Raw genomic sequence first — 26,700 nt, forward strand, 5'->3', positions numbered from 1 at the left:
TAGTTACGCCCGTCATGCGCAAGATCAAGGCAATGGCAGATCGCCGGATTCTCCGGCCGCCGCGCGCGTCATACCAGTGAGAGGCTCGCCACACAAGGCCTGGGCAGCAGTCCGCATGATCCGATATCGGCGCCGCGCCGGGCCGCATGAGGCACGAGCCGGAGTGATCTGAAATAATTGGAGCCGACCATGAAGGTTTTAGTACGCGGTCTCAAGGCCGGGCTGGAGCCGGCGGCGCTGCGCAACGCGCTGGCACGGTATGCGAAGATCCGTTCGGTGGAACTGGTGAAGGAAGGCGACCCCGCGCATCCCTGGGCGTGGGTCGATATCGACGCCGGCGCACTGACGGTATGGAAGCTGGTGGCGCGGCTGGACCGGCGCTATATCGCCGGCTGCCACCTGCGCTGGCACGTGCCGGCGTATCGCGAGCGCTGAAGCGCCGCACCGGCACCGGCGCGCCTGCCAACGACAAACTGGAAAGAACAATGCTCAAGTGGCTTCAACGCGCGGCATGCCCGCATGCCCTCGCGGCCATGCCGCCAACGCCGGCGGCGACCGGTCCCGCGCCGGACATGCAAGACGTGCCAAACCTGGTGTTCGAGCGCATCAGCAATGCGCGCGACCTGGGCGGACTGGTGGGCGCGGAAGGGCGCCGCGTGCGCCACGGCAGGCTCTACCGCAGCGGCAACCCGGCGCTGGCGAGCGATGCCGACCTGCAGCGGCTGCAGGCGCTGGGGCTCGACATGGTGGTGGACTTCCGCTCGCCCGGCGAGAAGTCGCCGGACGAAGCGGCCTTCGGCCAGCGCTTCCGCTGGCAGGCGGTGCCGGTGCTGGAAGGCAGCATGGCGATGGATGTGCTGATGCCGCGCCTGCGCGCCAGCACGCCGGCGCAGATGGATGCCTTCATGCTCGAGGTCTACCGCGATTTCCCGGTGCGCTATCGCGCCGCCTTCGGCGGCTTCATGCAGACCGTGCAGGGCGGCCAGACGCTGCTGTTCCACTGCACCGCGGGCAAGGACCGCACCGGCTTTGCCGCGCTGCTGCTGCTGGCGGCGCTGGGTGTGGGGCAGGACGATATCCTCGCCAACTACCTGGAATCGAACCAGCGCAACGCGCAGTTCAATGCGGCCGCGCTGGCGCAGATGCGCGGGCTTGGCATCGATGCCGCGGTGATGATGCCGCTGCTGGAAGTCCGGGCCAGCTATCTCGAGGCGTCGATGCAGGCCATCGACGCGGGCTGGGGCAGCGTCGGCAACTACCTGCGCGACGCACTGCAGGTCGACGTCGCGCAGCTGCGCGCGCACTACCTGGCCGATTGATCTACAGCTTGCCGCTGTCGCGCAGGATGCGCGCGGTGCTGAGTGCGATCATCCCTTCTTCATCGGTCGGCAGCACCAGCACCGGCACGCGGCTGTCGTCGCGGCTGATGCGCTGGCTGTTGTTGCCGTTGGCGCCGGCATCGAGCGTGATGCCGAACAGGCCCGCCAGGTGTTCGCAGATGCGCGCGCGCACCGGCGGCGAATTGGCGCCGATGCCCGCGGTGAATACCAGCGCATCGAGGCCGCCCAGCGTGGTGGCGAGCTTGCCGATTTCCTGCGCGGCGCGATAGGCGTAGAAATCCACCGCCAGCCGCGCGCGCGGCGCATCGCTGGCCAGCAGCGCGCGCATGTCGCTGCTGACGCCGGACAGTCCCTTCAGCCCCGATTCCTGGTACAGCATCGCCTGGATTTCGGCGGCGCTCATGCCTTGCTGCGCCAGCCACAGCAGCGCGCCCGGATCGACCGCGCCGCAGCGCGTGCCCATCGGCAGGCCATCGAGCGCGGTCAGGCCCATGGTGCTGTCGACGCTGCGCCCGTCGCGCATGGCGCACAGGCTGGCGCCGTTGCCCAGGTGCGCCACCACCACGCGGCCTTCGGCCAGGTCGGGCGCGACCTGGCGCAGCCGGCGCGCGATGTACTCGTAAGACAGCCCATGGAAGCCATAGCGCCGGATGCCGCGCTCGAAATACGCATAGGGCAGCGCCATCAGCTGCGCCAGCACGTCGTGGCCGGCGTGGAAGGCGGTGTCGAAGCACGCCACCTGCAGCAGCTCCGGCATGGCCTGGCGCACCGCGCGGATCGCGGTCAGGTTGTGCGGCTGGTGCAGCGGCGCCAGCGGCACCAGTGCTTCCAGGTTTTCCAGCACGGTGTCGTCGATGCAGACCGCTTGCGCGTAGGCCGCACCGCCATGCACCACGCGATGGCCGATCGCCACCGGCGGATGGTCGCGCAGGCCCACGCTCAGCACCAGCCGCACCAGGCGGAAGGCGGCATCGTGGTCGGCCACCTGCGCCTGCGGGAAGGTCTCGTCGGCCACCACGCGGCCGTCGGCCATGGTGGCGCGCAGCCGCGGCGCGACACCGATGCCTTCGATCTGGCCGTGCGCGCTCAGCACCGGGTTGATGTCGGCATTGCCGTGCGCGGCCTCGGGCACGGCGTAGACCGAGACCTTGACGCTGGACGAGCCCGCGTTGACGACGAGGATGACGGCGGGCGCGGCGGTGTGGAGGGGGGTCACGCGGGAAAGCTCCGTTGTCAGTGCAGAGGGGGCGGGCCGGTCAGACCTGCGCCGCGGCTTCGGCGCCGCGGCGCGCGTGCGCCAGCAGCACGGCGATGGCGCAGCTGCCGATGCGCGCGCGCACGCTGTCGGCCCGGCTGGTCAGGATCACGGGCACGCGCGCGCCCAGCACGATGCCGGCGGCTTCGGCCCCGGCCAGGAAGGTCAGCTGCTTGGCCAGCATGTTGCCGGCTTCCAGGTCCGGCACCAGCAGGATGTCGGGGTCGCCGGCGACGTCCGAATCGATGCCCTTGGTGAGCGCGGCCTCGCGGCTGATGGCGTTGTCGAAGGCGAGCGGGCCGTCGAGCACGCCGCCGGTGATCTGCCCGCGCCGCGCCATGGTGCACAGCGCGGCGGCGTCGATGGTCGAAGGGATCTTGTCGGTGACGGTCTCGACCGCGGACAGGATCGCCACCTTGGGCCGCTCGATCCCGAGCGTGCGCAGCAGGTCGATGGCGTTGCGGCAGATATCGGCCTTCTCGTTCAGCGTGGGGAAGATGTTGACCGCGGCGTCGGTGATGAACAGCGGCTTGTGGTAGCGCGGCACGTCCATCGCGAACACATGCGACAGGCGCCGCCCGGTGCGCAGCCCGCTGGCCGACGCGGTGACCTCGTGCAGCAGCTCGTCGGTATGCAGGCTGCCTTTCATCAGCAGTTCGGCCTCGCCGGCGCGCACTGCCTCGACCGCGCGTGCGGCCGAGGCATGGCTGTGCGGCGTGTCGATGATGACGGTGTCGCCCAGCGCCATGCCGTGCTCCGCCGCGACCTGCCGAATGCGCGCCGCGGGGCCGACCAGGATCGGCACGATCAGGCCGAGCTGCGCGGCCTGCAGCGCGCCGCCCAGCGACGCCGCATCGCACGGATGCGCCACCGCGGTCGGGATCGGCGGCAGCCCGGCGCAGCGCGCCAGCAGCGTGGCGTATTTGTCCGGCGCCGGCGCGGCAGGCGCGGCAAGGTCGGACATGGCGGACATGGCGGACATGGCAGGCGAGGCAGCAGTCATGACGATGTTCCGTGCGATGTTCTGTGCGATGGTTCGTGGCTGGCGCAGCGGTCAGGGTACCGGCCTTGCGGGCAGGCGTCGAGCCCGCGCCGGTGCTTGCGTGGACGCCGGTTGCTGCAATGCGCAAGGCGCCGTGCCCCAGTATAGGCGCGAATTGAGGCAGGCCGATGAACGGCGAGGGCGCCGGCGGCGCGGCCGTCCGTCCCGACCCCCCGCGGGTTGCACCGTGCCGCCGCCGCTGCTAGGCTTGTTTTTGTTGCAGGGCAACAAGCGTCACGCCGGCCGCGCGCCACGCGCGCGGAATCCCGGCATGGCGCCCACCAGGGGATCGCCATGACCGCACGCGAACGCGCCGTCCTGCCGCAGGACGGCACTGCCACCTCGAGTTCCGCGCCTGACACGCCAACGCGCGGGCTGGCTTCCAACGTCGATCAATATGCAGACCCGATCGGCGCACTGGCCCAGCCATTTCTCGAGTACGCCCATGACGCCTGGCAGCGCCACGTGCTGCTGCTCGACATCCTGCGCCAGCGCGGCAACCTGTCGGCCGAGCATGAGCGCGAGGGCATGCCCCCGGTGCTGGTGTTCGAGCATGAATTGCTGGCCGATGGCCGCCAGTTGCCGGAGCCCGCCAACTACGCGCTGCTGCGCATCGTGCCGCCCACCGGCAGCCCGACCGATCCCGCCAAGCGCCCCTTCGTCGTGATCGATCCGCGCGCCGGCCATGGCCCCGGCATCGGCGGCTTCAAGGCCGACAGCGAGATCGGCATCGCGCTGCGCACCGGCCATCCGTGCTACTTCATCACCTTCTTCCACGAGCCCTGCCCCGGCCAGACCATCGAGGCCGTGGCGCGCGCCGAGGCCGCGTTCCTGCGCATCGTCGGCGAGCGGCATCCGGATGCGCCCGGCAAGCCCTTCGTCATCGGCAACTGCCAGGCCGGCTGGGCGCTGATGATGCTGGCCGCGGTGGCGCCCGAGCGCACCGGCCCGCTGCTGCTGGCCGGCGCGCCGCTGGCGTACTGGTCCGGCGTGCGCGGGCGCAACCCGATGCGCTACAGCGGCGGGCTGCTGGGCGGTTCGTGGCTGGCATCGCTGGCGGCCGACCTGGGCAATGGCAGGTTCGACGGGGCCTGGCTGGTGCAGAACTTCGAGCAGCTCAATCCCGCCAACACGCTGTGGAAGAAGCTCTACGACGTCTATGCGCGCGTCGACACCGAAGGCCCGCGCTTCCTTGACTTCGAGCGCTGGTGGGGCGGCCATTTCCTGATGAACCGTGCCGAGATCGACTGGATCGTGCAGCAGCTGTTTGTCGGCAACCGGCTCACGGCGGGCGCGGTGCGCAGCAGCGACGGCAACACCGTGGTGGACCTGCGCAACGTGCGCTCGCCGGTGATCATCTTTGCCTCGTGGGGGGACAACATCACGCCGCCGCAGCAGGCGCTGAACTGGATCCCGGACCTGTATGCGAGCGACGACGAACTGGTCGCCAACGACCAGGTCATCGTCTACTGCCTGCACCCGACCGTGGGCCACCTGGGCATCTTCGTCTCCGCCGGCGTGGCTAACCGCGAGCACAGCGAACTGTTCTGCGCGCTGGATTTGATCGACGTGCTGCCGCCGGGGCTGTACGAGGCCAGGATCGAAGACATCGCCCCGGACCTGCCGCATCGCGAGCTGGTCGAAGGGCGCTACCTGGTGCGCTTCGAGCGCCGCGGCATCGCCGACATCCTGGCGCTGGACGATGGCCGCGACGACGAGTGCGCCTTCGAGGTGGTGCGGCGCGTGGCCGAGATCAACCAGCACATCTACGATACCTTCGCCTCGCCGTGGGTGCGCGCCGTTTCCAGCGAGTTCAGCGCGCAATGGTTGCGCGCGCTGCATCCCGCGCGGCTGGAACGCACGCTGGCGACCGACATGAACCCGTGGATGGCGTGGATCGGCGCGCTCGCGCCATGGGTGCGCGAGCATCGCGCGCCGGTCGCGCCGGACAATCCGCTGCTGACGCTGGAGCAGGCGGCCTCGGCGCAGATCATCCGCGCGCTCGACCAGTTCCGCGACTGGCGCGATGCCTGGTACGAGCAGGTGTTCGAGGCGATCTACCAGGCGCCCGCGATGGCAGCGCTGGTCGGGCTGCAGGCGCAAGCGCCGGCCAACGTGGAATCGCCCGTCACGGTGGCGCTGCGCCGGGAACTGGCTGCGCGGCGCCTGCGCGATGCCGAGGCGTCGATCGCGCAGGGCGGCACGCTCGAAGCCTTCGTGCGCGTGCTGGCCTATGTCGCGGAACGGTCCAGCGCGATCGAGGAGCGGCCCTTCAACCTGCTGCGTCGTATCGCGCGCGAGCAGCAGCAGGCCACCGAAACCAACGGCGCCCATGCCGACCTGGCCGCGTTCAAGACCGCGGTGCGCCAGCAGAGCTTTATCGTCAGGCTCGACCCGCAGCGCGCGATCCGGGCCCTGCCGGCGCTGGTGCCGGACCGCGAGACCCGGCGCAAGCTGATGGCGGCGGCGCATCGCGTGATGACCGTCAGCGGCCCGCTGGCGGGCGAGCGGCTGGCGCGCTATCGCGAGGTCGCGCAGATCCTGGGCACGGGCGATGCGCCGGAGGCAGAACAGCCCGGTGGCGGGGCGGAGCCGGAAATCGGATTACCATAACCGCGTTTCGGACTTCATTGCGGTGCCGGCCAGCGGCGCCCGACCCCCAATGCTTGAACTCCAGGGAGCCATCTGGTTCCGCTCCGGCTCGCAGGACTGGGGCGGCAAGGACCGCATCGCGCTGCTCGCCGCCATCGGCGCGCACGGCTCGATCACGGCCGCCGCGCGCGCCGTCGGCATCAGCTACAAGGCGGCGTGGGACGCCATCGACGCGATGAACAACAGCGCCGGCGAGCCGCTGGTGGTGCGCGCCGCGGGCGGCAAGGGCGGCGGCGGCACGCGCCTGACCGCGCGCGGCGAACAGCTGATCCGCACCTATCGCGCGCTCGAGGACGAGCACCGGCGCTTTGTCGCGCAGCTGTCGCGGCTGGGCGAGGGCGTGGCCGACGATATCCACCTGATGAGGCGAATGATGATCAAGACCAGTGCGCGCAACAAACTGTTCGGACGCGTGGCCAGCGTCAAGGGCGGCGCGGTCAATGACGAGGTCGAGCTGGAACTGGCCGGCGGGCAGCGCATCGTCGCCACCATCACGCACGAGAGCGTCGAGACGCTGGAACTGGCCGAGGGCGTGGAGGCGTTTGCACTGATCAAGGCGTCGTCGGTGCTGGTGGGGCTGCCCGAGCCGGGCTTGCGGCTGTCGGCGCGCAACCAGCTGGCGGGCGTGGTCGCGCGCGTGATGCCCGGCGCGGTGAACGCCGAAGTGGTGATCGAACTCGACGGCGGCGGCACGGTGGCCGCCATTGTCACCAACGGCAGCGTCGAGGCGCTGGGGCTGCAGGCCGGCGTGGCTGCGGTGGCGATATTCAAGGCCTCGAGCGTGATCCTTGGCGTGGTGGGATGATTGCCGCGGCGTGCAATAATAGCCGCCCCCAAAGCATGTCGTTCCCCCCGCAATGCACGCCGCGCTGGCTGGTTTTTCCCTCGGTCTTTCCCTGATTCTTGCCATCGGTTCCCAGAATGCCTTCGTGCTGCGGCAAGGCCTGCGGCGCGAGCATGTGTTCTGTGTCTGCCTGGTATGCGCGCTGTCGGACGCGCTGCTGATCCTGCTGGGCGTGTCCGGCTTTGCCGTGATGATCCGCACGCTGCCGTGGCTGGGCGAGGCGATGCGCTATGGCGGCGCTGCCTTCCTGGTCTGGTATGGCGCGCGCAGCTTCATCGCGGCGTGGCGCTCGAACGCGGTGCTCGATCCGAGCGATGCCGCGCCGCGCCCGCTGGCGCCGACGCTCGCCGTATGCCTGGCCTTCACCTGGCTCAATCCGCATGTGTATCTCGACACGGTGATGCTGATCGGCTCGGTATCGACCCAGTTCGCCGACCACGCGCGTGAATTCGCCGCGGGCGCCATGACTGCCTCGTTCCTGTTCTTCTTCGCGCTGGGCTATGGCGCGGCGCTGCTGCGGCCGGTGTTTGCGCGGCCGCGGGCGTGGCAGGTGCTGGAGGTGGTGATCGGCATCACCATGTGGGTGATCGCCGCGCGTTTGCTGATGGCTTGAACCGAAGGAGCACCGATGCCGAGAAACGTCGAGATCAAGGCCCGTATCGACAGCGTCGAGGCGCTGCTGCCGCGCGCCGCCGCGCTGGCCGACCACGGGCCCGAATACATCCGCCAGGACGATACCTTTTTCCGCTGCGCCAACGGGCGGCTCAAGCTGCGCGAGTTCGCGCCGGACCGCGGCGAACTGATCTTCTATGCGCGCGCCGACGAGGCCGGGCCGAAGGAGAGCTTCTACATCCTGTCGCCGACGCCTTCGCCCGGCACGCTGCGTGCCGCGCTGGCCGCCGCGCACGGCGAGGGCGGCCGGGTGCGCAAGCTGCGCACGCTGTACCTGGCCGGACGCACGCGCGTGCACCTGGACCGGGTCGAGGCGCTCGGCGATTTCCTGGAGCTCGAAGTGGTGCTGGCCGATGCGGAGAGCGTGGCGGACGGCGTGGCCGAGGCCCACGCGCTGCTGGCCCGCCTCGGCGTTCCCGCGTCCGCGCTGATCGAAGGCGCGTACGTCGACCTGCTGCGCGCGGCTCAGGCCACGCGCGCCGGCACCGGCGCGTAGACCGGCGGGTGGTGGCGGCTGGTGCCGCTGCCGAAGATGCGGCCTTCGCGGATTTCGAGCACGTGGTCGCCTAGCGCCTCGACATCGGCGGGGTCGTGCGAGATCACCAGCATCGGCACGTCGAGGCTGGCCTGCAGCGTGCGCAGCTCTGCCCGCATGCGCGCGCGCAGCGCGGGGTCCAGCGCCGAGAACGGTTCGTCCAGCAGCACGATGTCGGGCTGCGCCACCAGTGCGCGCGCCAGCGCCACGCGCTGTTTCTGGCCGCCGGAAATCTCCGCCGGGTAATTGCCGGCGATATCGGCCAGGCCGAAGGCATCGATCCAGCGCTGCGCCTGCGGATGCACCGCGCCGCGGCGCGGATTGCGCCAGCCGCGCGCCAGGCCGAAGCCGATGTTCTGGCCCACGGTCAGGTGCGGGAACAGCGCATATTCCTGGAACAGGTAGGCCACCCGGCGCTGCTGCGGGCGCACGTCGATGCCGGCATCCGCGTCGAACAGGGTGCGGCCGTTCAGCACGATGCGGCCGCTGTCCGGGGTCAGCAGGCCGGCGATGGCGCGCAGCGTCAGGCTTTTGCCCGCGCCCGAGGGGCCGAACAACGCAATGCGCCGGCTGGCCGAATCAAATTCGATATCCAGCGCGAAGTGGCGGTCGGCCGAGACCATCTGCTTGCGGATGCTGACGTGCATGCTCATGGCGATATGCGTGGCCCAGGCGTTAGCGGACGCGCGGACGCAAGCGCCGGCGTTCGTAGAGTTCAGCGGGATTGCGCGCGGCCGCCGGCACCAGGCGTCCGGCGATCACCAGCAGCAGCACGCAGGTGACGGAGGTCACCAGCACCAGCAGGTTGGCGGTATTGTCGTCGCCGGCCTGGACCGCCTCGTAGATGGCCACCGACAGCGTCTGTGTGCGCCCGGGCAGGTTGCCCGCGATCATCAGCGTGGCGCCGAATTCGCCCAGCGCGCGCGCAAACGCCAGCAGCACGCCGGCGATGATGCCGCGCGCCGCAAGCGGCAGCGTGACGCGGAAGAAAATGCCGGCCTCGGGCACGCCCAGCACGCGCGCGGCGTTTTCCAGCTGGTGATCGACGCCTTCAAAGGCAGCGCGCGCGGACTTCAGCACCAGCGGGAAGGCGACGATGGTCGAGGCCAGCACCGCGCCCTGCCAGGTAAAGACCAGTTCGATGCCCAGTCGTGCCAGCCACTCGCCGAACACGCCACGGCGCCCCACCAGCACCAGCAGGTAATAGCCCAGCACCGTCGGCGGCAGCACCAGCGGCAGCGTCAGCACCGCATCGACCACGTCGCGCAGCGGCGAGCGCCAGCGCGCCAGCGCCCAGGCCGCGCCGACGCCGAGCACGGCGTTCAGCGCGGTGGCCCAGCCCGCGACCTTCAGCGACAGCAGCAGCGGTACCCAGACGGCATCCATGGCGTGCGGGGGTTTGGGGGCGGGGCCTCAGGGCTTGTGAAAGCCGAAGCGCGACAGGATCGCCTGGCCGTCCGGCGAGGCGACATAGTCGACGAACTGCGCCGCTTCCTTCGGCTGGCGCGCCTGATTGGTGATAGCGATCGGGTAGGTCACCGGCGTGCGGCTGGGCACGCGCACCGCCACCTTGACCTTGTCGGGCATCACGGTGGCGTCGGTGGCGAAGACGAAGCCGGCCTCGACCTCGCCGCGCGCGACGTAGTCCAGGCTCTGGCGCACGTTCTGCGCCGGCACGCCCTTGGCGGCGACCGCGTCCCACAGCCCCGCCGCTTCCAGCGCGCCGCGGGTATAGCGGCCCACCGGCACCGAGACCGGATTGCCGTAGGCGATGCGCCGGACTTCCGGTCGCGTCAGGTCCTGCAGCGAGGCGATCGGCAGCTTGCTGTCGGCCGGCACGATCAGCACCACCTGGTTGGCGGCGAAGTTGCGGCGCGAGGCCGGCGCGATCACCTTCTCGGCCTCGGCCTTGTTCATCGCCTCCTGGTCGGCCGAGGCGAACACATCGGCCGGCGCACCCTTGACGATCTGCTGCATCAGCACGTCCGAGGCGCCGAAGTTCAGCACCACGTGCGTGCCGGGGTGGGCGCGCTCGTAGGATTCGGCCAGCGCCTTGAAGGCGTTGGTCAGGCTGGCTGCGGCGGACACCACCAGGTCGGCGGCGAAGGCGGGCGGGGTGGCCAGCGCCAGCACCGTGGCGGCGGCCAGCAGCAGCCCGCGGCGGCGGGAACGGAAGGCAGGCATCGGAATCCTCGGGAAGCGGCCGCCGGCATGCAAGGGCACGCGCGGCACGGCCGGAGCGGGTGGACTGTCAGGCGCAATATACGTCTGTATATAGCGCGGCGTCAATGATGCGCCATGACGGGCGTCAGGGGTATTCCAACCGGCATAAGTGCTGTATCAGGGGCTGCGAATGAGCCCTCGGGCGGGAAACGGCTGGCGCCTGCGCGGCGCCAGCCCTGCCGGCTTCAGGCCGGCGGCGTGCCTTCCTTGAACATGGATTTCAGCTGGCTGCGCAGCTCAGGCGTGTCCTGATGCTTGTGCACCGCCACCGCGTGCTGGACCGCGGCTTCGAGCAGTTCGTCCTCGCTGTCGGCGCTCAGCGCGACAGTGCAGTGGGTGTCGCTCGGGAACTCGCGGCAATCGATAAACTTGCGTGCCATGATGCCTCCTGACGCCGGCCCGCAGGCTGGGCTGGAGCCGGTGCCTCCAGTATAGGCACGCGGTCCTTGGCGGTTGTTGCCCTAGAGCACCGGCGTCAGCACCTTGCCGCCGGCCAGGAACGCGTCGAGGTTCTGCAGCGTCAGCGCGGTCATGGCGGCGCGCGTCTCGTGCGTGCCGCTGGCCATGTGCGGCGCCAGCACGACTTGGTCCATCGCCAGCAGCGCCGGCGGCACGTTGGGCTCATGCTGGAACACGTCGAGCCCCGCGCCGCCCAGCCGGCCTTCGGTCAAGGCGGCGACCAGCGCCGCCTCGTCGACCACGCTGCCGCGCGAGACGTTGACCAGGATCCCGCGCGGGCCCAGCGCATCGAGGGTCTCGCGCGACACCAGCCCCGCGGTCGAGGGCCCGCCGACGGTGGCCACCACCAGGAAATCCGCCCACGTTGCCAGCGCCTTCAGGTCGGCTTCGAAGCGCCACGGCGCACCTTCGCGCGGACGGCGGTTGTGGTAGGCGATCTCCATGTCGAAGCCCTGCGCGCGCCGCGCCACGATCTCGCCGATGCGGCCCAGGCCGACGATGCCCAGCTTCTTGCCGGAGACGCGCGTGGTCAGCGGGAAGCCGCCCTGCGGCCAGCGCCCGGCGCGCACGAAGCGGTCGCCATGGGCGATGCCGCGTGCCGCGTCGAGCAGCAGCCCGAAGGCGAGGTCGGCGACGCAGTCGTTGAGCACGTCGGGGGTGTTGCTGACCTGGATGCGGCGCGCGCGGGCGGCGTCCAGCGCGATCGCGTCGTAGCCGACGCCAAAGCTGACGATGGCTTCGAGGCGCGGCAGCGCATCGATCAGCGCGGCACTGCAGCCGTGGCGCGCCGAGGTCACCACCACGCGCACCTGCTGGCCCTCGCTGCGCGCCCAGGCCAGCGCATCGGCCTGCTGCCACAGCGGCGCGGCGCCGTATTGTTGCTGCAGGGTGGCATTGGTCTGCGGCGCGAGCGGACCGACCTGGACGATCTGGGGAGCGGACATGGGGATGAGGAGGTCGAGGCGTGACCGGCAATGTTAGCGCAAGGGCCGGCCCCGCGCCGGCGCCCGGCCGGACGCGGGCGCGCAAGCTGTGCGATGTTCGGGCGGCGGGTTATGCTGCAAGCCTCGCGGCCCGGCGCCGCGCCACTGCTTCCACGAGCCATGACCACCATCTACCTCGCCGGCTTCGACGTGTTCCGCAAGGACGCGCGGGCCTGGGGCGAGCAGCTCAAGGCGCTGTGCGCCGCGCACGGCTTCACCGGCCTGTATCCGCTCGACCAGTCCGCGCCCGAGGGCCTGTCCGGCCCCGACACCGCACGCTGGATCTATGACGCCAACATCGCGCTGCTGCGGCGCGCCGACCTGGTAATGGCCAACCTGGATGACTTCCGCGGCCCCGGCGAAGCGGATTCCGGCACGGCGTTCGAGGTCGGCTTTGCGGTGGCGCTGGGCAAGCCCGTGTGGGCCTACAGCGCCGATGCCGGCACGCTGCGCGAACGCGTCACCGTGGCCACCGATGCCGACGGCACGCCGCTGGATGCGCGCGGCTTTACCGTCGAGGACTTCGGGCTGGGCAAGAACCTGATGCTGGCGTGCGCGGTGCGGCTGGTGCAGGGTGGGGCGGCCGAATGCCTGGCGGCCATGGCGGCCGCCAGGCAAGAGATCGACGCGGCTGCCCGCAGCGGCGGCTAGCGCCGCAGCGCCTGCACCCCGGCCGCGATATCGTTGGCGGTACTCGCGACGATCTGGCGATACGCCGCGACCACGCCGTCGACCTCGCCCGGCGCCGGCAGCTCGGCCTGGGTCCTGCCGCTGACCACCTTGCCATCGGGCAGCCGGCGCACGGTCCAGTTGATGGTGGCGCCGGCACGCTGGCCGACGTCGGCGTCCAGGCGCAGCACTTCGGTGGTGATGCGGTACAGCGGCTGCACGTCGGACAGCCCCTGCTGGTAGGTGTCGACCGCGCCCAGCGTGGCCTGCAGGCGCTGCGACAGCGCATCGCGCAGCTCGTCCGGCAGCGGCGACGACCAGCGCGACAGGTCGAGCAGGCGCACGCCGGCATCGCTGCCGCCGTCGTTGCCGCTGCGGCCATCGCGCACCACCAGCTGCGGCCGGTTGAGGCGCTCCGGCACGCGCACCGGGGCGACTTCCAGCCATAGCGTATCCGTCGACGGCGCCGCTGCCGGCGCCGGCGCGGCTACGGCGCCCGGGCCCTGCGCCAACGTGTAGTAGCGCGGCTCGGGCGAGGCGCAGCCTGCCAGCACCGCCGCGGCGGCGCTGGCGCAGACCAGGGTGAGCAGAAGGCGCTTCATCATTCTTTCTCCGGCTTGCCGCGCAGCAGCGCTTCGGGGTGGCGTTCAAGGTAGTCGGTCAGCGTGCGCAGCGACGTGGCGGTGCGCGTCAGCTCCTGCAGCATGCGGCGCGTGTCCTGCTGCAGCGGCGCGTCCGACGCCAGCGTGCCGTTGGCCGCGGTCAGGGTCTTGCGCGCGTCCTGCAGCGCGGCCAGCACCTGCGGCGCGACATCGCCGTTGAGCTGCTGCACCAGCTTGTCGGCGGTGGCCAGGGTCTTGTTCAGGCTTGCCACCGTGGTGCGCAGGTCCTGGCCGATCTGGTCGAACGGCACCTTGTCGATGCGGTTGACGATGTCGCCCACCTGCGCCTGCAACTGGTCGAAGGTGCCCGGCGTGGTGGCGAATTCCGGAATCGGCGCGTCCAGATCGACCTTGACCGGCGCCGCCTTGGGGAAGAAGTCGAGCGCCACGTACAGCTGGCCGGTGAGCAGGTTGCCGGTGCGCAGCTGCGCGCGCATGCCCCGCTGCAGCAGGCCCTCGATGATCTTGCGTGCGCGTTCGCGGTCCTGGATGTCGCGTTCGCGGAAACCCATGCGCGACGGGTACAGCTCGACCACCACCGGCATGCGGAAGGCGCGCTTCTCGCGCTGGAACTCGATGCCGATCGAGCGCACCTGGCCCACCACCACGCCGCGGAAGTCCACCGGCGCGCCCGGCGACAGCCCGCGCACGGACTGGTCGAAATTCAGCACCGCCAGCGTCGGCGCCAGTTCTTCCGGCTCCTTCATCGCCTCGGTCTGGTCGCCGGCCAGCAGGAACTGCGTGTTCTCGGCGGCGGCGTCGGTGGCGGTGGTGTGGTCCGGCGCCTGGAACGCGACGCCGCCCAGCAGCACCGTCACCAGCGATTGCGTCGACAGTTTGAGGCCGCCGGCATCGAGCTTGAGGTCGACCCCGCTGGCATGCCAGAAGCGCGTGTCGGCGGTGACCAGCTTGTCGTAGGGCTTGTTGACGAACACGCGCAGCGTGATGTCGCGGCCGTTGGGGTCGAGCTGGTAGGCCACCACCTGGCCGACCAGCACGCGCCGGTAGTAGACCGGCGAGCCGATATCGAGCGAACCCAGCTCTGACGCGCGCAGCACGAACTGCTTGCCGGAAGCGTCGGTGGTCACCACCGGCGGCACTTCCAGGCCCTTGAACTCGCGCGCGGATTCCTTCGACTTGCCCGCGTCGACGCCGATATAGGCGCCGGACAGCAGCGTTTCCAGCCCCGACACGCCGCTGGCCGCGAAACGCGGGCGCACCACCCAGAAACGGGTGTCGGCGACGGCGAAGTTCTCGGCGTCCTTGGTCAGGTCGATCGACGCCACCACGTGCGAGCGGTCGCGCGCCAGGCGCACCGACTTGACCAGGCCGATGTCGACGTCCTTGTAGCGCACCGCGGTCTTGCCCGGGATCAGGCCTTCGGCGGTGCGGAAGCTGACGGTGATCTCGGGCCCGCGCGAGGCCAGCGTGTGCATCAGCAGCGAGATCCCGACCACCGCGGCGACGATCGGGATCAGCCATACCAGCGACGGCAGCCAGCGCGCGCGGCGCCGGCGTTCGGGGCGGGGCAGGCCGGACGGAGGGGGCGAAGGCGGAGCGGGCGGAGAGGGCGGCGAGGGCGGTGGAGAGGGCGGCATGGCACCCGCCGGGGCTTGGTTGTCAGTGTCGGGCATTGTCAGGTTCCAGCGAATCCCACAGCAGGCGCGGATCGAAGCTGAGCGAGGCCAGCATGGTCAGCACCACGACCGCGCCGAAGGCGAGCGCGCCGCCGCCGGGGATGATGGTGGCCAGCGCCCCGGCCCGCACCAGCGAGGCCAGCAGCGCCACCACGAAAATATCGAGCATCGACCAGCGGCCGATCACCTCGACCAGGCCGTACAGCCGGGTCTGCTGCCGGATCCGCCAGCTCGAGCGGAGATGCACCGACAGCAGCAGGAAGGTCAGGATCACCATCTTCAGCAGCGGCACCACGATGCTGGCGATCAGCACCAGCACGGCCAGCATGTGCGAGCCGGACAGCCACAGGTAGATCACGCCCGACAGGATGGTGTCCTGCTGCGTGCCGAGGATGGACTGGGTCACCATCACCGGCAGCAGGTTGGCAGGAATATAGAGGATGTACGCGGCCAGCAGGAAGGCCCAGGTGCGCGCCAGGCTGTCGGGCTTGCGATGGTGCAGGGTGGCGCCGCAGCGGGGGCAGGGCGTGCCTTCCAGCGTGCGCGGGCTGACCAGGTCGCACGCGTGGCACGACACCAGCCCGAGTCGGCTGGCGGTGGGCACCTGCGGCAGCGGGGTGTTTTCGTCGTCGTCGGTCAGTTCTGCGACCAGCTCGCGCGCGAGCTGGCGCGGACGGGCCAGGCGGCCGGCGGGCTGGGGCGGTCGCTGCGGTTGCTGCGGCGTCATCGGCGCTCCCCGTCGGCCGCGGCGGCCTGGTCATCGGGCGTTTCCAGGTGGCGCCACAGGTCGCGCGGATCGAACGACAGCATCGCCGCCAGCACGATCACCAGCGCGGCGAACGACCACAGCGCAATGCCGGGCAGCACGCGCGCCATGGTCGAGAGCTTCACCAGCGTCACCAGCACGCCGATCATGAAGACCTCGATCATGCCCCACGGGCGGGTCTGGCGGATGCCGCGCACGATGCGGTCGAAGCCGGCCGGCATGCGGTGCCGCGCCATCGGCACCAGCAGGTAGATCATCATCAGCAATTCGGACAGCGGGAACAGGATGGTGGTGGCGAACACCAGCGCCGCCACCAGCGCCATCTGGTCCGCATACAGCGCCTGCACCGCGCCCAGCAGCGTGGTCTGGGTGCGCACCCCTTTCAGGTCCATCTCGACGATGGGGTAGGCGTTGGAGATCAGGAACAGGATCAGCGCGGTGATCACCAGCGGCAGCAGCCGGTGGTAGTGGCGCCGGCTCTCGCGGTAGAGCTGGCCGCCGCAGCGCAGGCACAGCGCGCGCTCGCCGGGCGAGATCGGCGTGCGCTCGTAGACGGCGTCGCAGTATTCGCACGCCACCAGCCGGTGCAGCGCGGCCGGCGAGGTGTCGGGCAGCGCGGTGTCCGGCGCGGCCGGGGGTACGTCGTGTGCCGCCATCAGCCGGATCGCTTGCCGGTGGCCGCCGGCGGCACATCGGGGTTGTCGACCACGGCGGGGGCCGGGGCGGGTGTGGATGCGGATGCCAGCGCCGCGCCCTGCTGCAGGTCGCGCTGCAGCTCGCCCTGCGAGCCGATGGTCCAGTCGCGCAGCAGCGCATAGGCCACCGCCAGCAGCGTCGGGCCGATAAACACGCCCAGGAAGCCGAACGCCAGCGCGCCGCCGAGCACGCCCAGCATGATCCATATCAGCGGCATGCCGGTGCCCTTGCTGATCAGCAGCGGCTTGACGATGTTGTCGGCCATGCTGACCACGCCCACGCCCCACACCACCAGGAAGATGGCCCAGCCGGTGGCGCCGGTGTGGTACAGCCACAGCGCCGCCGGCAGCCACACCAGCGGCGGCCCGACCGGCACCACCGACAGGAAGAAGGTGACGAAGCCGAGGATGGCGGCGCCGGGCACGCCGGCGATCCACAGGCCGATGCCGGCCAGCACGGCCTGGATGAAGGCGGTGCCCAGCACGCCGTAGACCACGCCCTTGACGGTGCTGCCCGCCAGCTCCAGCAGGTGGTCGGCGCGCTCGCCGGCGATGCGGCGCATGCCGGCGCGCAGCCAGGCAATGGCGAACTCGCCGCCGGTGTAGAAGAAGAACGCCAGGATGATCGACAGCGCCAGCTGTCCCAGCCCGGCACCGATCGACAGCCCCGCGCCCAGCAGCACGTGGCCGACCGGCGCGATCAGCTTGCGCAGGTTGGCGACCATCTCGGAATCGGCATTGATCAGGCTGTCCCACGAGCTTTGCAGGTAGCCGCCGACATAGGGCAGGCTGCTCAGCCACAGCGGCAGCTGCGGCAGGCCGTGCTCCATATAGCGATCGACCAGCGCGGCGAGGTCATCCAGGTGCGCGGAGAAGCTGGCGCCGGCATAGACGAACGGGCCCAGCACGATCACCGTCGCCAGCAGCACGCAGATCAGCGCGGCCAGCCCGCGGCGGTTGCCGAGCCAGCGCGACAGCACGGTGTAGGGGTGCCACGAGCTGAACGCCAGGATCGCGCCCCACAGCAGCGCCGTGGTAAACGGCGCCAGGACCAGCAGCGAGCCGCCGATCAGCACGATCAGCGCGAACACGGCGGCGATTTTCTCGATCAACTGGCCGGAACTCATGGTGGGTCTCCGTTTTGTCCCCTGGGGGGTTGGGTGTGACGGGGACGGCGTAAATATAGCTTATGGACGGGTGGGGGCTTTGAAAGGGGGTGTTTGGGGTGGTGTCGTGCTTGGCGGGCGTGGCTGTTTCGCCGGCGTAGCCGGCGACCTCCTTTCTGGTGCGCCCGGCAGGGCGCACTTACTTGGGGGTGCAAGTCCCCTACACACCCGGCAAGGGGAAGTGTTAGCCAAAGACAAGGGTTTCCCGGGCGACTGGGAGTCTGAAGGAAGTCCGAGGCAAAGCGCTGGCCTGACGAACAGGAAGCGGATATGAGGCGACGCATCGGGGTGAGGCGGCCAGAGTAGCCAAAGCCCAGTACTTGCACGGAACGATGCGGCGTAAATCCGACAGGCATAAGCGTGAAGGTGAGTGCGTCATACCCGGGGAGATCTGCATCGCTGCCATGGTGCTACTGACGTCGAGAGGCGTCGGGATGGCGGTGCAGAAGTCAGCAGAGGCCATAGTAGGTGCGCGGTTGGCACTGAAGGGCCGAACATGAACGAGCGCGATTAGGACGACAGACCTCGATGCTTACCGACGAAGCCCAAATGCACGAACGAGTGCAGCCCACAGCGGAGGAAGGCGGGCGGAACCTGCTTGGCGCCGATGGGGGTGCGGAGGATGGCACGGCGGCTGTCGGGCAAACGAAAGCGCAGGCGCCATCGCTGATGGAGGCGGTGGTTGAGAGAAGCAACATGTGGCTGGCGTACCGGAGGGTGGTCGGCAATGGCGGCGCCGCTGGGGTGGATGCCCTGGAGGTGACGGCGTTGCGCGACTGGCTGAAGGTGAGTTGGCCAAGCGTCAGGGCGGCGTTGCTGGCCGGCCAGTACATCCCGCAGGCGGTGCGCGCGGTGGACATCCCCAAGCCTGCGGGCGGGATAAGGACACTGGGCATCCCGACGGTGGTGGACAGGCTGATCCAGCAGGCGCTGCTGCAGGTACTCCAACCGCTCTACGAAACGGGGTTCTCCGAGTCGAGCTACGGCTTCAGGCCGGGGCGCAGCGCTCAGCAGGCGGTCTTGCAGGCACAGCGGTACGTGCAGGAAGGCCGGCGCTGGGTGGTGGATATCGATCTGGAGAAGTTCTTCGATCGGGTCAACCACGACATCCTGATGTCGCGGGTGGCCCGGCAGGTGAAGGACGCCCGGGTGCTCAAGCTGATCCGGCGGTATCTGGAAGCGGGGCTGATGCGCGGCGGGGTGGTCGAGGCGAGGAGGCAGGGCACGCCGCAAGGCGGGCCGCTGTCGCCGCTGCTGTCGAACATCCTGCTGACGGATTGGGACCGCGAACTGGAGAAGCGGGGGCTGGCGTTCTGCCGTTATGCCGACGACTGCAATATCTACGTCCGAAGCAGAACGGCGGGGCAATGGCTGTTGGCCGGGATGACGGCGTTCCTTGCGGAGCGCTTGAAGCTACGGGTCAACGAGGCCAAGAGCGCATGCGAGCGGCCGTGGAAGCGCAAGTTCCTGGGCTACAGCCTGTCCTCTCATCATCAGGCGAAGCTGCGCATCGCTCCGGAAAGCCTGCAGAGGCTGATTGGACGCATCAAGGACGTGGTGCGCAAAGGTCGAGGAAGAAGCCTGGCTCACACGATCGCGGTGCTGAATCCGGTGCTGCGCGGGTGGATTGGGTACTTCCAATACACGCAGAGCAAGCGGCCACTGGAGAACTTGGACGGATGGGTGCGCCGACGGCTACGCTGTCTGATATGGCGGCAAGCCAAAGCATGGCGAACGCGACTGGCGCTTATGCGGCGCCAGGGGCTGGAGGCCAAGCGGGCAGCCAGGACTGCGCTGAACGGGCGCGGACCATGGTGGAACGCCGGAGCCCCACCCATGCGCGAAGCCTTCCCTAAACGCTACTTCGATGCCATGGGGTTGATCTCGCTGCTGGATACACAGCGGCGCCTGCAGTCTCGTTCGTGAACCGCCGTATGCGGACCCGCATGTACGGTGGTGTGAGAGGGCTGAGGGGGTAACCCCTCACCCTACTCGATTCCGAGCGACAGAAAGGAGGCAAAGAGCGCGTCGCCTAAGCGGCTGGCTAAGGCGGCGCTGGCGGTTCCAATGGTGGTGACTTGCGGTCAGGCGCTTGGTGGTTCCACCCTGCTGACGCTACCTGGAGGTGCCTGGCGTTCGGGGTCGGATGGACGAACCCGACTTTAGGTCGGTGGCAGCCTACTAACGGCGCTATTGGTGGGACGCCTTCGGCTGCGCTGCGCGCGCGCCCTATCTCAGGTCTGCTGCTCTGGCACGGAGTGCGTCGCTGCGCTCGCACACGCTATCGCTGGCGAGCCCAAAGGACTTTCCCCTTCCGCTTGTTTTCTCCCCTCGCGCTCGCGGGAGAGAGGCGGGGGTGAGGGCCGGGCGTATCAACGCAGTCAGGCCTCCGAATCCAGGAACCAACCTCAATCCGGTACCGCCATCACCCCACTCTTCAGCAACGCCGCCACCAGGTCAGACTGCGTCACCATCCCCACTACGCGCCGCTGGTCATCGATCACCGGCGCATGATGCAGTCCGCCGTCGGAGAAGGCCTGCGCCAGTTCCACCATCGGCTGCTCGGGCCGCGCCGTGACCACGGCATGCGTCATCAGGTTGCGCACGGTGCCGGCCAGGCGCCGCGCGCCGGTATCGCGCTGCGCCGCAAAAAAATCGCTCTGCGTGACGATCCCCACCAGCTTGCGCGTCGCATCGACCACCGGCAGCGCCTTGATGCGGTGCCGCGACAGCAGGTGCCCGGCCTCATGGGCGGGCTGGTCGGGTGTCACCGTGATCACGTCCCGCGACATGATTTCGCCGCACAGCACGTTGCCGAAATGACGGCGATACGCGCGCAGCTGCGCCGCCACCAGGATCTGCTCGAGGTCGTCTTCCTCGATATCCAGGAATTCGCCGCGTACCTTCAGGGCCGCATCCAGGTCCGCTCGGGTTACGCCGACGCGCTGGGTGGGTGGTACGTCCCGGGTGCCATGCTGCACCGCGGGCTCGGGTGGACGATGGGGGTAGCGCCGCCGCGACAGGTTGTTGAAGGCCAGCGCCATCATCAGCAGCAGCATCGAGTTGAACAGCACCGGCACCGCCACGAAGCCGAAGCCCAGCGCACTGACCGCCGGCCCGCCGAACACGGCGGTGATGGCCACCGCACCGCTGGGCGGATGCACGCAATGGAACTGGAACATCAGCGCGATGGCGACGGCCACCGCGACGGCGGCGGCGAGGCCGGGATCGGGAATCCAGCGCGCGCAGGCCACGCCGACGACCCCGGCGATCAGGTTGCCGCCGATGATCGACCACGGCTGCGCCAGCGGTGATGCCGGCACCGCGAACAGCAGCACCGCCGAGGCGCCCATTGGCGCGACAAACCAGGGGTTGAAGCCGCCCAGCGTCTGGTGGCTGATCCATTCGGTGCAGAGCAGGCCCAGCAGCGCGCCGAAGCAACTCTTGAGGCGCTCCTTGCGGCTGGCGGCAACGGGCAACGGAACAAAGGTGCGCAGCCAGGCACGGGCGTTATGCGCCAGGGCGGAGACGGGGGCGGTTGGCATTCTTGTGACGGGGGGCGCTTTGGAATGGTGCGCGTAATATATCACGGGGTGATATATTTGGCCGCCTTTGGTGCAGCGCAATCCCGGTGATGGGGCATGTCGCACCGCACCAGAGCATAGAACTGCAAGGAGCCCCCGAGATGTCGTCTGTCATGCCGGTCGAGAAACGCGACTATGCCGTCAACCGCCGCCTGCTGCTGCTGTCGGTGATCGCGCTGGGGATCGGCGCGCTCAGCACCGTGGCCGCGGATGTGCTGGTGAACCTGATCCGGTTTTTCACCAACCTGTTTTTCTACCAGACGCTGTCGCTGGCGGAGCGCTCGCCGGCGGGCCATGCACTGGGCGCGTGGGTGATCGCGGTGCCGGTGGTGGGCGGCCTGGTGGTCGGCCTGATGGCCCGCTATGGCAGCGACAAGATCCGCGGCCACGGCATCCCCGAGGCGATCGAGGCGGTGTTGTTCGGCAAGAGCAGGATGTCGCCGCGGGTGGCGGTGCTCAAGCCGCTGTCGTCGGGCATCGTGATCGGCAGCGGCGGTCCGTTCGGTGCCGAAGGGCCGATCATCATGACCGGGGGCTCGCTGGCGTCGCTGCTGGCCCAGTACCTGCACCTGACCGCGGGCGAGCGCAAGGCGCTGCTGGTCGCGGGCGCGTGCGCCGGCATGACGGCGATCTTCGGCACCCCGGTGGCGGCGGTGCTGCTGGCGGTGGAGCTGCTGCTGTTCGAGCTGCGCCCCCGCAGCCTGCTGCCAGTGGCGCTGGCATGCGCGGTGGCGGGTTTCCTGCGACCGCTGGTGTTCGAGGCCGGACCGCTGTTCCCGCTGCAGACCGCGGCGGCGGGTACCCCGGCGCTGCTGTCGTGCGTGCTGGCCGGCCTGCTGTGCGGCGTGCTGGGCGCGGCGCTGACGCTGGCGCTGTACCGCACCGAGGATGCGTTCGCGCGCCTGCCGCTGCACTGGATGTGGTGGCCGGCGCTGGGCGGGCTGGTGGTCGGCATCGGCGGCTATTTCGAGCCGCGCGCGCTGGGCGTCGGCTATGACGTGATCGGCGACCTGCTCAACAACCGCATCGCCATCGAGATCGCGCTGGCGCTGCTGGCGGTCAAGGCCGTGATCTGGATCGCGGCGCTGGGCTCGGGCACCTCGGGCGGCGTGCTGGCGCCGCTGCTGATGCTGGGCGCGGGGCTGGGCGTGGTGCTGGCGCCGTGGCTGCCCGGCGGTTCGCCGCAGCTGTGGGCGCTGGTGTGCATGGCAGGGGTGCTGGGCAGCGTGCTGGGCGCGCCGCTGACCGCGATCGTGTTCGCCTTCGGGCTCACCCATGACACCGAGGCGCTGTTGCCGCTGCTGCTGACCACCGCGGTGGCGTACGGCTTCTCGGTGCTGGCAATGAAGCGCTCGATCATGACCGAAAAGATCGCCCGGCGCGGCCTGCATATCTACCGCGAATACAGTGTCGATCCGCTCGAGCGCGCCCATGTCGACGAACTGATGACGCGCGAGGTGGTGGCGATCGACGCCGACCTGCCGGTCGCGGACGCCATGGTGCGCTATTTCGGCGAACACGCCGCGCATCGCGCCTACCCGGTGGTGGCCGATGGGCGCGTGCTGGGCATGCTCGAGCGTGCCGCCATTCGGGGCCTGGCCGCCGGCGAAGTGCCGCCCGGCCTGCGCTGCCGCGACCTGCTCGGCGCCCCCGTGCATGTACTGCTGCCGGGCCAGACCGCGCGCGCCGCCGCCGGCAGCATGGCGGCGCTGAGCGTGGCGCGCCTGCCGGTGGTGGAAAGCGTGGAAACCATGCGCCTGGCGGGCATCGTGTCGCTGCGCGACCTGCTGCGCCCGAGCGGCCATGTATTCCATGAGGAGTCGCGCCGCGAGCGCCTGCGCGGCCGCGCCGCCGCCTGAGGCGGCGGGGCCCGGGCGGCCTTCTTACTTGTAGGTCGACAGCAGGATGCTGGTCTCGGTGGCGCTGATGCCGTCGATCAGCCGGATCCGGTCGAGCGCGCGATCGAAGGCCTCGAGCGTGTCGGCGCGCAGCTCGGCGATGATGTCCCAGCGGCCGTTGGTGGTATGCAGCGCCTGCACGTTGGGCTCGCCGCGCAGCGCCTGCAGCACGGCGCGGGTCTTGTTGCCGTCGACCGCGACCGTCATCCAGGCGCGGATGCGGTGCGCCTCGGCTTCGGGCCGCAGGCGCACGGTGTAGCCGACGATCAGCCCTTCCTGTTCCAGTTTGTCGATGCGGTTCTGCACGGTGGCGCGCGATACGCGCAGCGCCTGCGCCAGTGCCGTCACCGGCGTGCGCGCGTTGTCGCGCAGGAGGGCTATCAGCTGCTGGTCGGTGGCATCCATGGGGCGGTAGGGCGCAGGGTGGGCGATTTGGCAAAACGGCAGCGTGGTCTGGCGTTTTGCTCAATGGTAGGCGCAAACCGGCCAGTTTGCTGGCTATTGGCTAACGCGTGCCTGCACCAGAATTCAGTCGACGGATGGATTTCCCTGACGGGATGCCGTCGAACCCGCCATGCCAACCAGGAGCCGCCGTGATCCAGACCCCCACCATCTTGCTGGTCGAGCCGACCTACTACGATGTGTCGTACAGCATCAATCCGTGGATGGACCCGGCCGCCTGGGCGCGCGATCCGCACGGCATGCATCGCAATGCGATGCAGTCGTTCCATGCGCTGCGCGACGCGCTCGGGCGCGCGGGCTTCGCGGTGGAGCTGGCGCCCGGCGCGCCGGGGCTGCCCGACATGGTGTTCCCCGCCAACGCCGCCGTGGTGCTGGACGGGCGCGCACTGCTGGCGCGCTTCCGCTATCCGCAGCGGCGCGGCGAGGAAGCGCCGTTCGCCGACATCTTCGGCAAGCTGCGCGAGCGCGGCCTGCTCGACGAAGTCGCGCTGCTGCCGGAAGGGTGCTACCAGGAAGGCGCCGGCGATTGCATCTGGGACGCGGGGCGCGGCCATTTCTGGGCCGGCTTCGGCCCGCGTTCGTCGCACCAGGCGGCGCAGGCGGTGTCGCGCTATTTCGGCAAGGACGTGGTGGCGCTGGAGTTGGCCACCGAGCAGAGCTATCACCTCGACGTATGCTTCTGCCCGCTGTCGGGCGGCGAGGTGCTGTACTACCCGCCGGCGTTCAGCGCAGTGGCGCTGCGCGAGCTGCGCGCGCGCGTGCCGGCGCGGCTGCGCATCGAGGCCAGCGCCGACGACCTGCGCCATTTCAGCGTCAACGCGGTCAACCTCGATGACCAGGTGGTGATGACGCGTACCACGCCGCACCTGCGCAGCGAGCTGGGACGGCGCGGCTACCAGCTGCATGAGGTCGACCTGTCGCCGTTCATGCTGTCGGGCGGCGGCGCCTATTGCATGACGCTGCGGCTGGACCGCAGCAGCGGAGGCGGCGTCGCCGCGGCGGCGGCCTGAACGCGGGGAGAGGGTCATGAAGAACACTGTCCGCACCTTGTTTCTCGACGCTACCGACGTCGCCCGGCTGGTGGCCGCAATCGGCCCGCAGGCGGCCATCGTCGACCTGGCCGCGCAGGTGCGCCAGGCCTTTGCGCGCTGGGCCGATTTCGACAAGTCGGCGCGGCTGGCCAGCCATTCGGCGCGCGGCGTGATCGAGCTGATGCCGGTCAGCGACGGCAGCCAGTATGCGTTCAAGTACGTCAACGGCCATCCGCGCAATGCGCAGCACGGCATGCCCACGGTGATGGCATGCGGCCTGCTGGCCGAGGTGGAAACCGGCTTCCCGCTGCTGCTGGCGGACCTGACACTGGCCACCGCGCTGCGCACCGCGGCCACCTCGGCGCTGGCGGCGCGCGCCATGGCGCGGCCGGGCGCGGCGACCATGGCGCTGATCGGCAATGGCGCGCAGGCGGAGTTCCAGGTGCTGGCGTTCCACGCGATGCTGGGCGTGCGCGAAATCGCTGCCTATGACATCGATCCCGCCGCCACTGCACGGCTGATGCGCAATCTTGCCGCGGTGCCCGGCCTGGCGATCCGGCGTGCCGATTCGATCGGGGCCGCGCTGGCCGGCGCCGATATCGTCTCGACCGTCACCGCCGACAAGACCCGTGCCACCATCCTGACGCCGGCCATGGTGCGGCCCGGCATGCACCTGAACGCGGTCGGCGGCGACTGCCCCGGCAAGACCGAGCTGCATGCCGAGATCCTGCGCCGCGCGCGCATCGTGGTGGAGTACGAACCGCAGACCCGCATCGAGGGCGAGATCCAGCAACTGCCCGCCGACACGCCCGTGACCGAGCTGTGGCAGGTGCTAGCCGGCCAGGCCACGGGCCGCGCCGCAGCGGACGAGGTGACCGTATTCGATTCGGTGGGGTTTGCGCTGGAAGACTATGCCGCGCTGCGCTGGCTCTACGCCGCTGCGCAGGCGAATCGCGCCGGCACCGCGGTGGAACTGGTGGCGATGCCGCCCGATCCGCGCAACCTGTACGGCTGGATGCTGGCGCAGGCCGAAGGCGGCGGCGCCGGGCGGACAGCGCCACGGCCGGCGGCCGTGGCCTGAAGCATCACCGGAGTGTGGCCTGAAGGCTCAGCTGGCGCGGCCCATCATCAGCTGCGCGCGCAGGAAGCCCTTGACCTCTTCGAGCGAGGGCGTCTTCAGGAACACCATGATGCCCCAGTGCTGCAGGGCATCGGCCACGCCGTCATAGGCCTGGCGGTTGGTGATGACGGCAAAGATCACGTGCTGGCTGGCAAAGAAGTTCTGCAGCTTCTCGACCGTGGCCGACTCGGCATCGTTGAGCTCGTCGACGTAGTAGAGCACCACGCGCGGATGCTCGCTGACCGAGGTGATGACGGTGTCGAGCACATCGTCCACCACCACGCTCTTGAGCGGCAGGCCCCACTTGGCGAGCTGGCTGTGGATGCGCTGCGCCTCCTGGTGGTTGGGGTGGAACACCACCAGGTCGAGCCCGTGCGGCGACGCTGACTCGGGCCCGATGCGCGTCGCCAGCAGGCGATGCACGGTTTCCTTGTGGATGCGCCGGTGGCCGCCGTTGGTCTTCCAGGCCCCCAGTTCGCCGCGCTCGACCATCTTCTGGACGGTGCCCAGTGAGACGTTGAGCAGTTTTGCCGCTGTCCGCGTGCTGTAGTAAGGCTTTTCAGCCAGTGCCGGATCAAGTTTCATCCCATCACCCGTAGTCCATAGGCAGTCGCGCCGTCATGGCGCACGCGGCCCCTGGCACTGGCGCCGCGCGTTTGTCACTGCCAACAGTTGACTGACCCTGTGTGCCCGGCCCGCTCCCCCGCTGGCCAGGCTGCTTTTTGTGGTTGTTTTGATCTTTTATGCATTTCCAGCAAGCGCAGCGCGATCCCAATGTATTGGAATGTCTCTATGCTGGATTTGCTGGAACCTAATAATATGCCGCAAACGACAAAGTATCTGTAGGAAAAAACATAAATCTGGGGGGCTTTTGTTTCATAACGCACATTGAGCGCATTGTGATGACAACAGGAGTGTCAGTGCAGACCCGCTCGCGTCGCCATGGTTCCCATGACCGGCAATGTCAGCGCGTGCTGAATTCAGCGGGCGCTTCACAGTTCCGCA

Annotated in this window: 26 protein-coding genes; 11 read left to right on the plus strand and 15 right to left on the minus strand. The window is 69.6% G+C overall.

The features are described from left to right. Positions 1 to 189: 189 nt before the first annotated feature. Both A2G96_RS04390 and A2G96_RS04395 read left to right on the plus strand, forming a co-directional pair. Positions 190 to 435: a hypothetical protein gene (locus A2G96_RS04390; protein ID WP_062797108.1), complete on the plus strand. Its 246-nt coding sequence runs from the start codon at positions 190 to 192 to the stop codon at positions 433 to 435. Between the two features lie 50 nt (positions 436 to 485). Further along, positions 486 to 1,319, plus strand: a complete 834-nt coding sequence (locus tag A2G96_RS04395; RefSeq protein WP_062797110.1) for a tyrosine-protein phosphatase — start codon at positions 486 to 488, stop codon at positions 1,317 to 1,319. Between the two features lies 1 nt (position 1,320). Here the strand turns inward: A2G96_RS04395 and A2G96_RS04400 are convergent, their stop codons facing one another. Both A2G96_RS04400 and A2G96_RS04405 read right to left on the minus strand, forming a co-directional pair. Beyond that, on the minus strand, positions 1,321 to 2,556 hold the full coding sequence (locus A2G96_RS04400) for an acetate/propionate family kinase (RefSeq protein WP_062797112.1): 1,236 nt from the start codon (positions 2,554 to 2,556) through the stop codon (positions 1,321 to 1,323). 40 nt (positions 2,557 to 2,596) lie between these two features. Then, positions 2,597 to 3,598: a phosphate acetyltransferase gene (locus A2G96_RS04405; RefSeq protein WP_082818841.1), complete on the minus strand. Its 1,002-nt coding sequence runs from the start codon at positions 3,596 to 3,598 to the stop codon at positions 2,597 to 2,599. Between the two features lie 333 nt (positions 3,599 to 3,931). Here A2G96_RS04405 and A2G96_RS04410 point away from each other — a divergent pair, with 333 nt between their 5' ends. Genes A2G96_RS04410 through A2G96_RS04425 form a run of 4 tightly spaced genes read left to right on the plus strand, consistent with a single transcriptional unit; the run spans position 3,932 to position 8,301 of the window. Then, positions 3,932 to 6,250, plus strand: coding sequence for a DUF3141 domain-containing protein (locus tag A2G96_RS04410; RefSeq protein ID WP_082818842.1), 2,319 nt, complete (start codon positions 3,932 to 3,934; stop codon positions 6,248 to 6,250). Between the two features lie 49 nt (positions 6,251 to 6,299). Next, a complete protein-coding gene (locus A2G96_RS04415; protein ID WP_062797114.1) occupies positions 6,300 to 7,094 on the plus strand; it encodes a TOBE domain-containing protein in 795 nt (264 codons plus the stop codon). A gap of 52 nt (positions 7,095 to 7,146) precedes the next feature. Further along, the gene (locus tag A2G96_RS04420; RefSeq protein WP_062797116.1) at positions 7,147 to 7,746 is read left to right on the plus strand and encodes a LysE/ArgO family amino acid transporter; all 600 of its coding nucleotides are present in this window, start codon (positions 7,147 to 7,149) and stop codon (positions 7,744 to 7,746) included. Positions 7,747 to 7,761: 15 nt separating this feature from the next. Beyond that, on the plus strand, positions 7,762 to 8,301 hold the full coding sequence (locus A2G96_RS04425) for a class IV adenylate cyclase (protein WP_062797118.1): 540 nt from the start codon (positions 7,762 to 7,764) through the stop codon (positions 8,299 to 8,301). Here the strand turns inward: A2G96_RS04425 and A2G96_RS04430 are convergent. From A2G96_RS04430 to A2G96_RS04450, 5 genes are all read right to left on the minus strand, one after another. Further along, entirely contained in the window at positions 8,271 to 8,993 is a 723-nt protein-coding gene (locus tag A2G96_RS04430; RefSeq protein ID WP_062797123.1) for an ATP-binding cassette domain-containing protein, read from the minus strand. The genes A2G96_RS04425 and A2G96_RS04430 overlap by 31 nt on opposite strands. Before the next feature lie 22 nt (positions 8,994 to 9,015). Continuing rightward, the gene (gene modB / locus A2G96_RS04435; RefSeq protein ID WP_062797125.1) at positions 9,016 to 9,726 is read right to left on the minus strand and encodes a molybdate ABC transporter permease subunit; all 711 of its coding nucleotides are present in this window, start codon (positions 9,724 to 9,726) and stop codon (positions 9,016 to 9,018) included. Positions 9,727 to 9,753: 27 nt separating this feature from the next. Beyond that, entirely contained in the window at positions 9,754 to 10,524 is a 771-nt protein-coding gene (gene modA, locus A2G96_RS04440; RefSeq protein ID WP_062797127.1) for a molybdate ABC transporter substrate-binding protein, read from the minus strand. Between the two features lie 224 nt (positions 10,525 to 10,748). Next, positions 10,749 to 10,943: a DUF1059 domain-containing protein gene (locus A2G96_RS04445; protein WP_062797129.1), complete on the minus strand. Its 195-nt coding sequence runs from the start codon at positions 10,941 to 10,943 to the stop codon at positions 10,749 to 10,751. Positions 10,944 to 11,024: 81 nt separating this feature from the next. After that, positions 11,025 to 11,966 carry a 2-hydroxyacid dehydrogenase gene (locus A2G96_RS04450; RefSeq protein ID WP_062797131.1) on the minus strand — a complete coding sequence of 314 codons (942 nt, stop codon included), beginning with the start codon at positions 11,964 to 11,966 and terminating at the stop codon, positions 11,025 to 11,027. A gap of 159 nt (positions 11,967 to 12,125) precedes the next feature. Between A2G96_RS04450 and A2G96_RS04455 the strand changes: the two genes are divergently transcribed. Continuing rightward, on the plus strand, positions 12,126 to 12,656 hold the full coding sequence (locus A2G96_RS04455; protein ID WP_062797133.1) for a nucleoside 2-deoxyribosyltransferase: 531 nt from the start codon (positions 12,126 to 12,128) through the stop codon (positions 12,654 to 12,656). Here A2G96_RS04455 and A2G96_RS04460 read toward each other — a convergent pair. Genes A2G96_RS04460 through A2G96_RS04480 form a run of 5 tightly spaced genes read right to left on the minus strand, consistent with a single transcriptional unit; the run spans position 12,653 to position 17,561 of the window. Next, positions 12,653 to 13,279: a PqiC family protein gene (locus A2G96_RS04460; RefSeq protein WP_062797135.1), complete on the minus strand. Its 627-nt coding sequence runs from the start codon at positions 13,277 to 13,279 to the stop codon at positions 12,653 to 12,655. The two genes, A2G96_RS04455 and A2G96_RS04460, sit on opposite strands and share 4 nt — an antisense overlap. Continuing rightward, a complete protein-coding gene (locus tag A2G96_RS04465) occupies positions 13,276 to 14,970 on the minus strand; it encodes a PqiB family protein (protein WP_062797137.1) in 1,695 nt (564 codons plus the stop codon). Before A2G96_RS04465 ends, A2G96_RS04460 begins: the two co-directional genes overlap by 4 nt. After that, positions 14,957 to 15,700, minus strand: coding sequence for a paraquat-inducible protein A (locus A2G96_RS04470; RefSeq protein WP_062797139.1), 744 nt, complete (start codon positions 15,698 to 15,700; stop codon positions 14,957 to 14,959). Before A2G96_RS04470 ends, A2G96_RS04465 begins: the two co-directional genes overlap by 14 nt. After that, complete coding sequence (locus tag A2G96_RS04475) at positions 15,697 to 16,395, minus strand: paraquat-inducible protein A (RefSeq protein ID WP_062797141.1); 699 nt, start codon at positions 16,393 to 16,395, stop codon at positions 15,697 to 15,699. Before A2G96_RS04475 ends, A2G96_RS04470 begins: the two co-directional genes overlap by 4 nt. Beyond that, entirely contained in the window at positions 16,395 to 17,561 is a 1,167-nt protein-coding gene (locus tag A2G96_RS04480; protein WP_062797143.1) for an AI-2E family transporter, read from the minus strand. Before A2G96_RS04480 ends, A2G96_RS04475 begins: the two co-directional genes overlap by 1 nt. A gap of 567 nt (positions 17,562 to 18,128) precedes the next feature. On the opposite strand from A2G96_RS04480, the gene ltrA reads away from it, so the two are divergent. Continuing rightward, positions 18,129 to 19,526, plus strand: a complete 1,398-nt coding sequence (gene ltrA, locus A2G96_RS04485) for a group II intron reverse transcriptase/maturase (protein WP_062797146.1) — start codon at positions 18,129 to 18,131, stop codon at positions 19,524 to 19,526. Positions 19,527 to 20,008: 482 nt separating this feature from the next. On the opposite strand, the gene A2G96_RS04490 is transcribed toward ltrA, so the two are convergent. Next, a complete protein-coding gene (locus A2G96_RS04490) occupies positions 20,009 to 21,145 on the minus strand; it encodes an HPP family protein (RefSeq protein WP_062797148.1) in 1,137 nt (378 codons plus the stop codon). A 140-nt stretch (positions 21,146 to 21,285) separates the two neighbouring features. Here A2G96_RS04490 and A2G96_RS04495 point away from each other — a divergent pair, with 140 nt between their 5' ends. After that, the gene (locus A2G96_RS04495) at positions 21,286 to 23,043 is read left to right on the plus strand and encodes a chloride channel protein (protein ID WP_062797150.1); all 1,758 of its coding nucleotides are present in this window, start codon (positions 21,286 to 21,288) and stop codon (positions 23,041 to 23,043) included. 24 nt (positions 23,044 to 23,067) lie between these two features. Here the strand turns inward: A2G96_RS04495 and A2G96_RS04500 are convergent, their stop codons facing one another. Next, on the minus strand, positions 23,068 to 23,487 hold the full coding sequence (locus A2G96_RS04500; RefSeq protein ID WP_062797152.1) for an Lrp/AsnC family transcriptional regulator: 420 nt from the start codon (positions 23,485 to 23,487) through the stop codon (positions 23,068 to 23,070). 188 nt (positions 23,488 to 23,675) lie between these two features. Here A2G96_RS04500 and A2G96_RS04505 point away from each other — a divergent pair, with 188 nt between their 5' ends. Next, positions 23,676 to 24,554, plus strand: coding sequence for a dimethylarginine dimethylaminohydrolase family protein (locus A2G96_RS04505; RefSeq protein WP_150124048.1), 879 nt, complete (start codon positions 23,676 to 23,678; stop codon positions 24,552 to 24,554). Positions 24,555 to 24,570: 16 nt separating this feature from the next. Then, positions 24,571 to 25,656: an ornithine cyclodeaminase gene (locus A2G96_RS04510; protein WP_062797157.1), complete on the plus strand. Its 1,086-nt coding sequence runs from the start codon at positions 24,571 to 24,573 to the stop codon at positions 25,654 to 25,656. Positions 25,657 to 25,683: 27 nt separating this feature from the next. Here A2G96_RS04510 and A2G96_RS04515 read toward each other — a convergent pair whose 3' ends face one another. Next, entirely contained in the window at positions 25,684 to 26,280 is a 597-nt protein-coding gene (locus A2G96_RS04515) for a helix-turn-helix domain-containing protein (RefSeq protein WP_062797159.1), read from the minus strand. Positions 26,281 to 26,700: the final 420 nt, after the last annotated feature.

Origin of the sequence: Cupriavidus nantongensis (genome assembly GCF_001598055.1) — a bacterium.
GTDB classification, from domain to species: Bacteria; Pseudomonadota; Gammaproteobacteria; order Burkholderiales; family Burkholderiaceae; genus Cupriavidus; species Cupriavidus nantongensis.

What these genes read in the sequence shown, in the direction of transcription:
- A2G96_RS04475 (WP_062797141.1), bottom strand. Translation starts at nt 16,395, where the DNA reads ATGGCGGCACACGACGTACCCCCGGCCGCGCCGGACACCGCGCTGCCC.
- modA (WP_062797127.1), bottom strand. Translation starts at nt 10,524, where the DNA reads ATGCCTGCCTTCCGTTCCCGCCGCCGCGGGCTGCTGCTGGCCGCCGCC.
- A2G96_RS04420 (WP_062797116.1), top strand. Translation starts at nt 7,147, where the DNA reads ATGCACGCCGCGCTGGCTGGTTTTTCCCTCGGTCTTTCCCTGATTCTT.
- A2G96_RS04460 (WP_062797135.1), bottom strand. Translation starts at nt 13,279, where the DNA reads ATGATGAAGCGCCTTCTGCTCACCCTGGTCTGCGCCAGCGCCGCCGCG.
- A2G96_RS04455 (WP_062797133.1), top strand. Translation starts at nt 12,126, where the DNA reads ATGACCACCATCTACCTCGCCGGCTTCGACGTGTTCCGCAAGGACGCG.
- A2G96_RS04465 (WP_062797137.1), bottom strand. Translation starts at nt 14,970, where the DNA reads ATGCCCGACACTGACAACCAAGCCCCGGCGGGTGCCATGCCGCCCTCT.
- A2G96_RS04470 (WP_062797139.1), bottom strand. Translation starts at nt 15,700, where the DNA reads ATGACGCCGCAGCAACCGCAGCGACCGCCCCAGCCCGCCGGCCGCCTG.
- modB (WP_062797125.1), bottom strand. Translation starts at nt 9,726, where the DNA reads ATGGATGCCGTCTGGGTACCGCTGCTGCTGTCGCTGAAGGTCGCGGGC.
- A2G96_RS04515 (WP_062797159.1), bottom strand. Translation starts at nt 26,280, where the DNA reads ATGAAACTTGATCCGGCACTGGCTGAAAAGCCTTACTACAGCACGCGG.
- A2G96_RS04425 (WP_062797118.1), top strand. Translation starts at nt 7,762, where the DNA reads ATGCCGAGAAACGTCGAGATCAAGGCCCGTATCGACAGCGTCGAGGCG.
- ltrA (WP_062797146.1), top strand. Translation starts at nt 18,129, where the DNA reads ATGCTTACCGACGAAGCCCAAATGCACGAACGAGTGCAGCCCACAGCG.
- A2G96_RS04495 (WP_062797150.1), top strand. Translation starts at nt 21,286, where the DNA reads ATGTCGTCTGTCATGCCGGTCGAGAAACGCGACTATGCCGTCAACCGC.
- A2G96_RS04415 (WP_062797114.1), top strand. Translation starts at nt 6,300, where the DNA reads ATGCTTGAACTCCAGGGAGCCATCTGGTTCCGCTCCGGCTCGCAGGAC.
- A2G96_RS04390 (WP_062797108.1), top strand. Translation starts at nt 190, where the DNA reads ATGAAGGTTTTAGTACGCGGTCTCAAGGCCGGGCTGGAGCCGGCGGCG.
- A2G96_RS04500 (WP_062797152.1), bottom strand. Translation starts at nt 23,487, where the DNA reads ATGGATGCCACCGACCAGCAGCTGATAGCCCTCCTGCGCGACAACGCG.
- A2G96_RS04480 (WP_062797143.1), bottom strand. Translation starts at nt 17,561, where the DNA reads ATGAGTTCCGGCCAGTTGATCGAGAAAATCGCCGCCGTGTTCGCGCTG.
- A2G96_RS04450 (WP_062797131.1), bottom strand. Translation starts at nt 11,966, where the DNA reads ATGTCCGCTCCCCAGATCGTCCAGGTCGGTCCGCTCGCGCCGCAGACC.
- A2G96_RS04395 (WP_062797110.1), top strand. Translation starts at nt 486, where the DNA reads ATGCTCAAGTGGCTTCAACGCGCGGCATGCCCGCATGCCCTCGCGGCC.
- A2G96_RS04410 (WP_082818842.1), top strand. Translation starts at nt 3,932, where the DNA reads ATGACCGCACGCGAACGCGCCGTCCTGCCGCAGGACGGCACTGCCACC.
- A2G96_RS04445 (WP_062797129.1), bottom strand. Translation starts at nt 10,943, where the DNA reads ATGGCACGCAAGTTTATCGATTGCCGCGAGTTCCCGAGCGACACCCAC.
- A2G96_RS04490 (WP_062797148.1), bottom strand. Translation starts at nt 21,145, where the DNA reads ATGCCAACCGCCCCCGTCTCCGCCCTGGCGCATAACGCCCGTGCCTGG.
- A2G96_RS04430 (WP_062797123.1), bottom strand. Translation starts at nt 8,993, where the DNA reads ATGAGCATGCACGTCAGCATCCGCAAGCAGATGGTCTCGGCCGACCGC.
- A2G96_RS04510 (WP_062797157.1), top strand. Translation starts at nt 24,571, where the DNA reads ATGAAGAACACTGTCCGCACCTTGTTTCTCGACGCTACCGACGTCGCC.
- A2G96_RS04405 (WP_082818841.1), bottom strand. Translation starts at nt 3,598, where the DNA reads ATGACTGCTGCCTCGCCTGCCATGTCCGCCATGTCCGCCATGTCCGAC.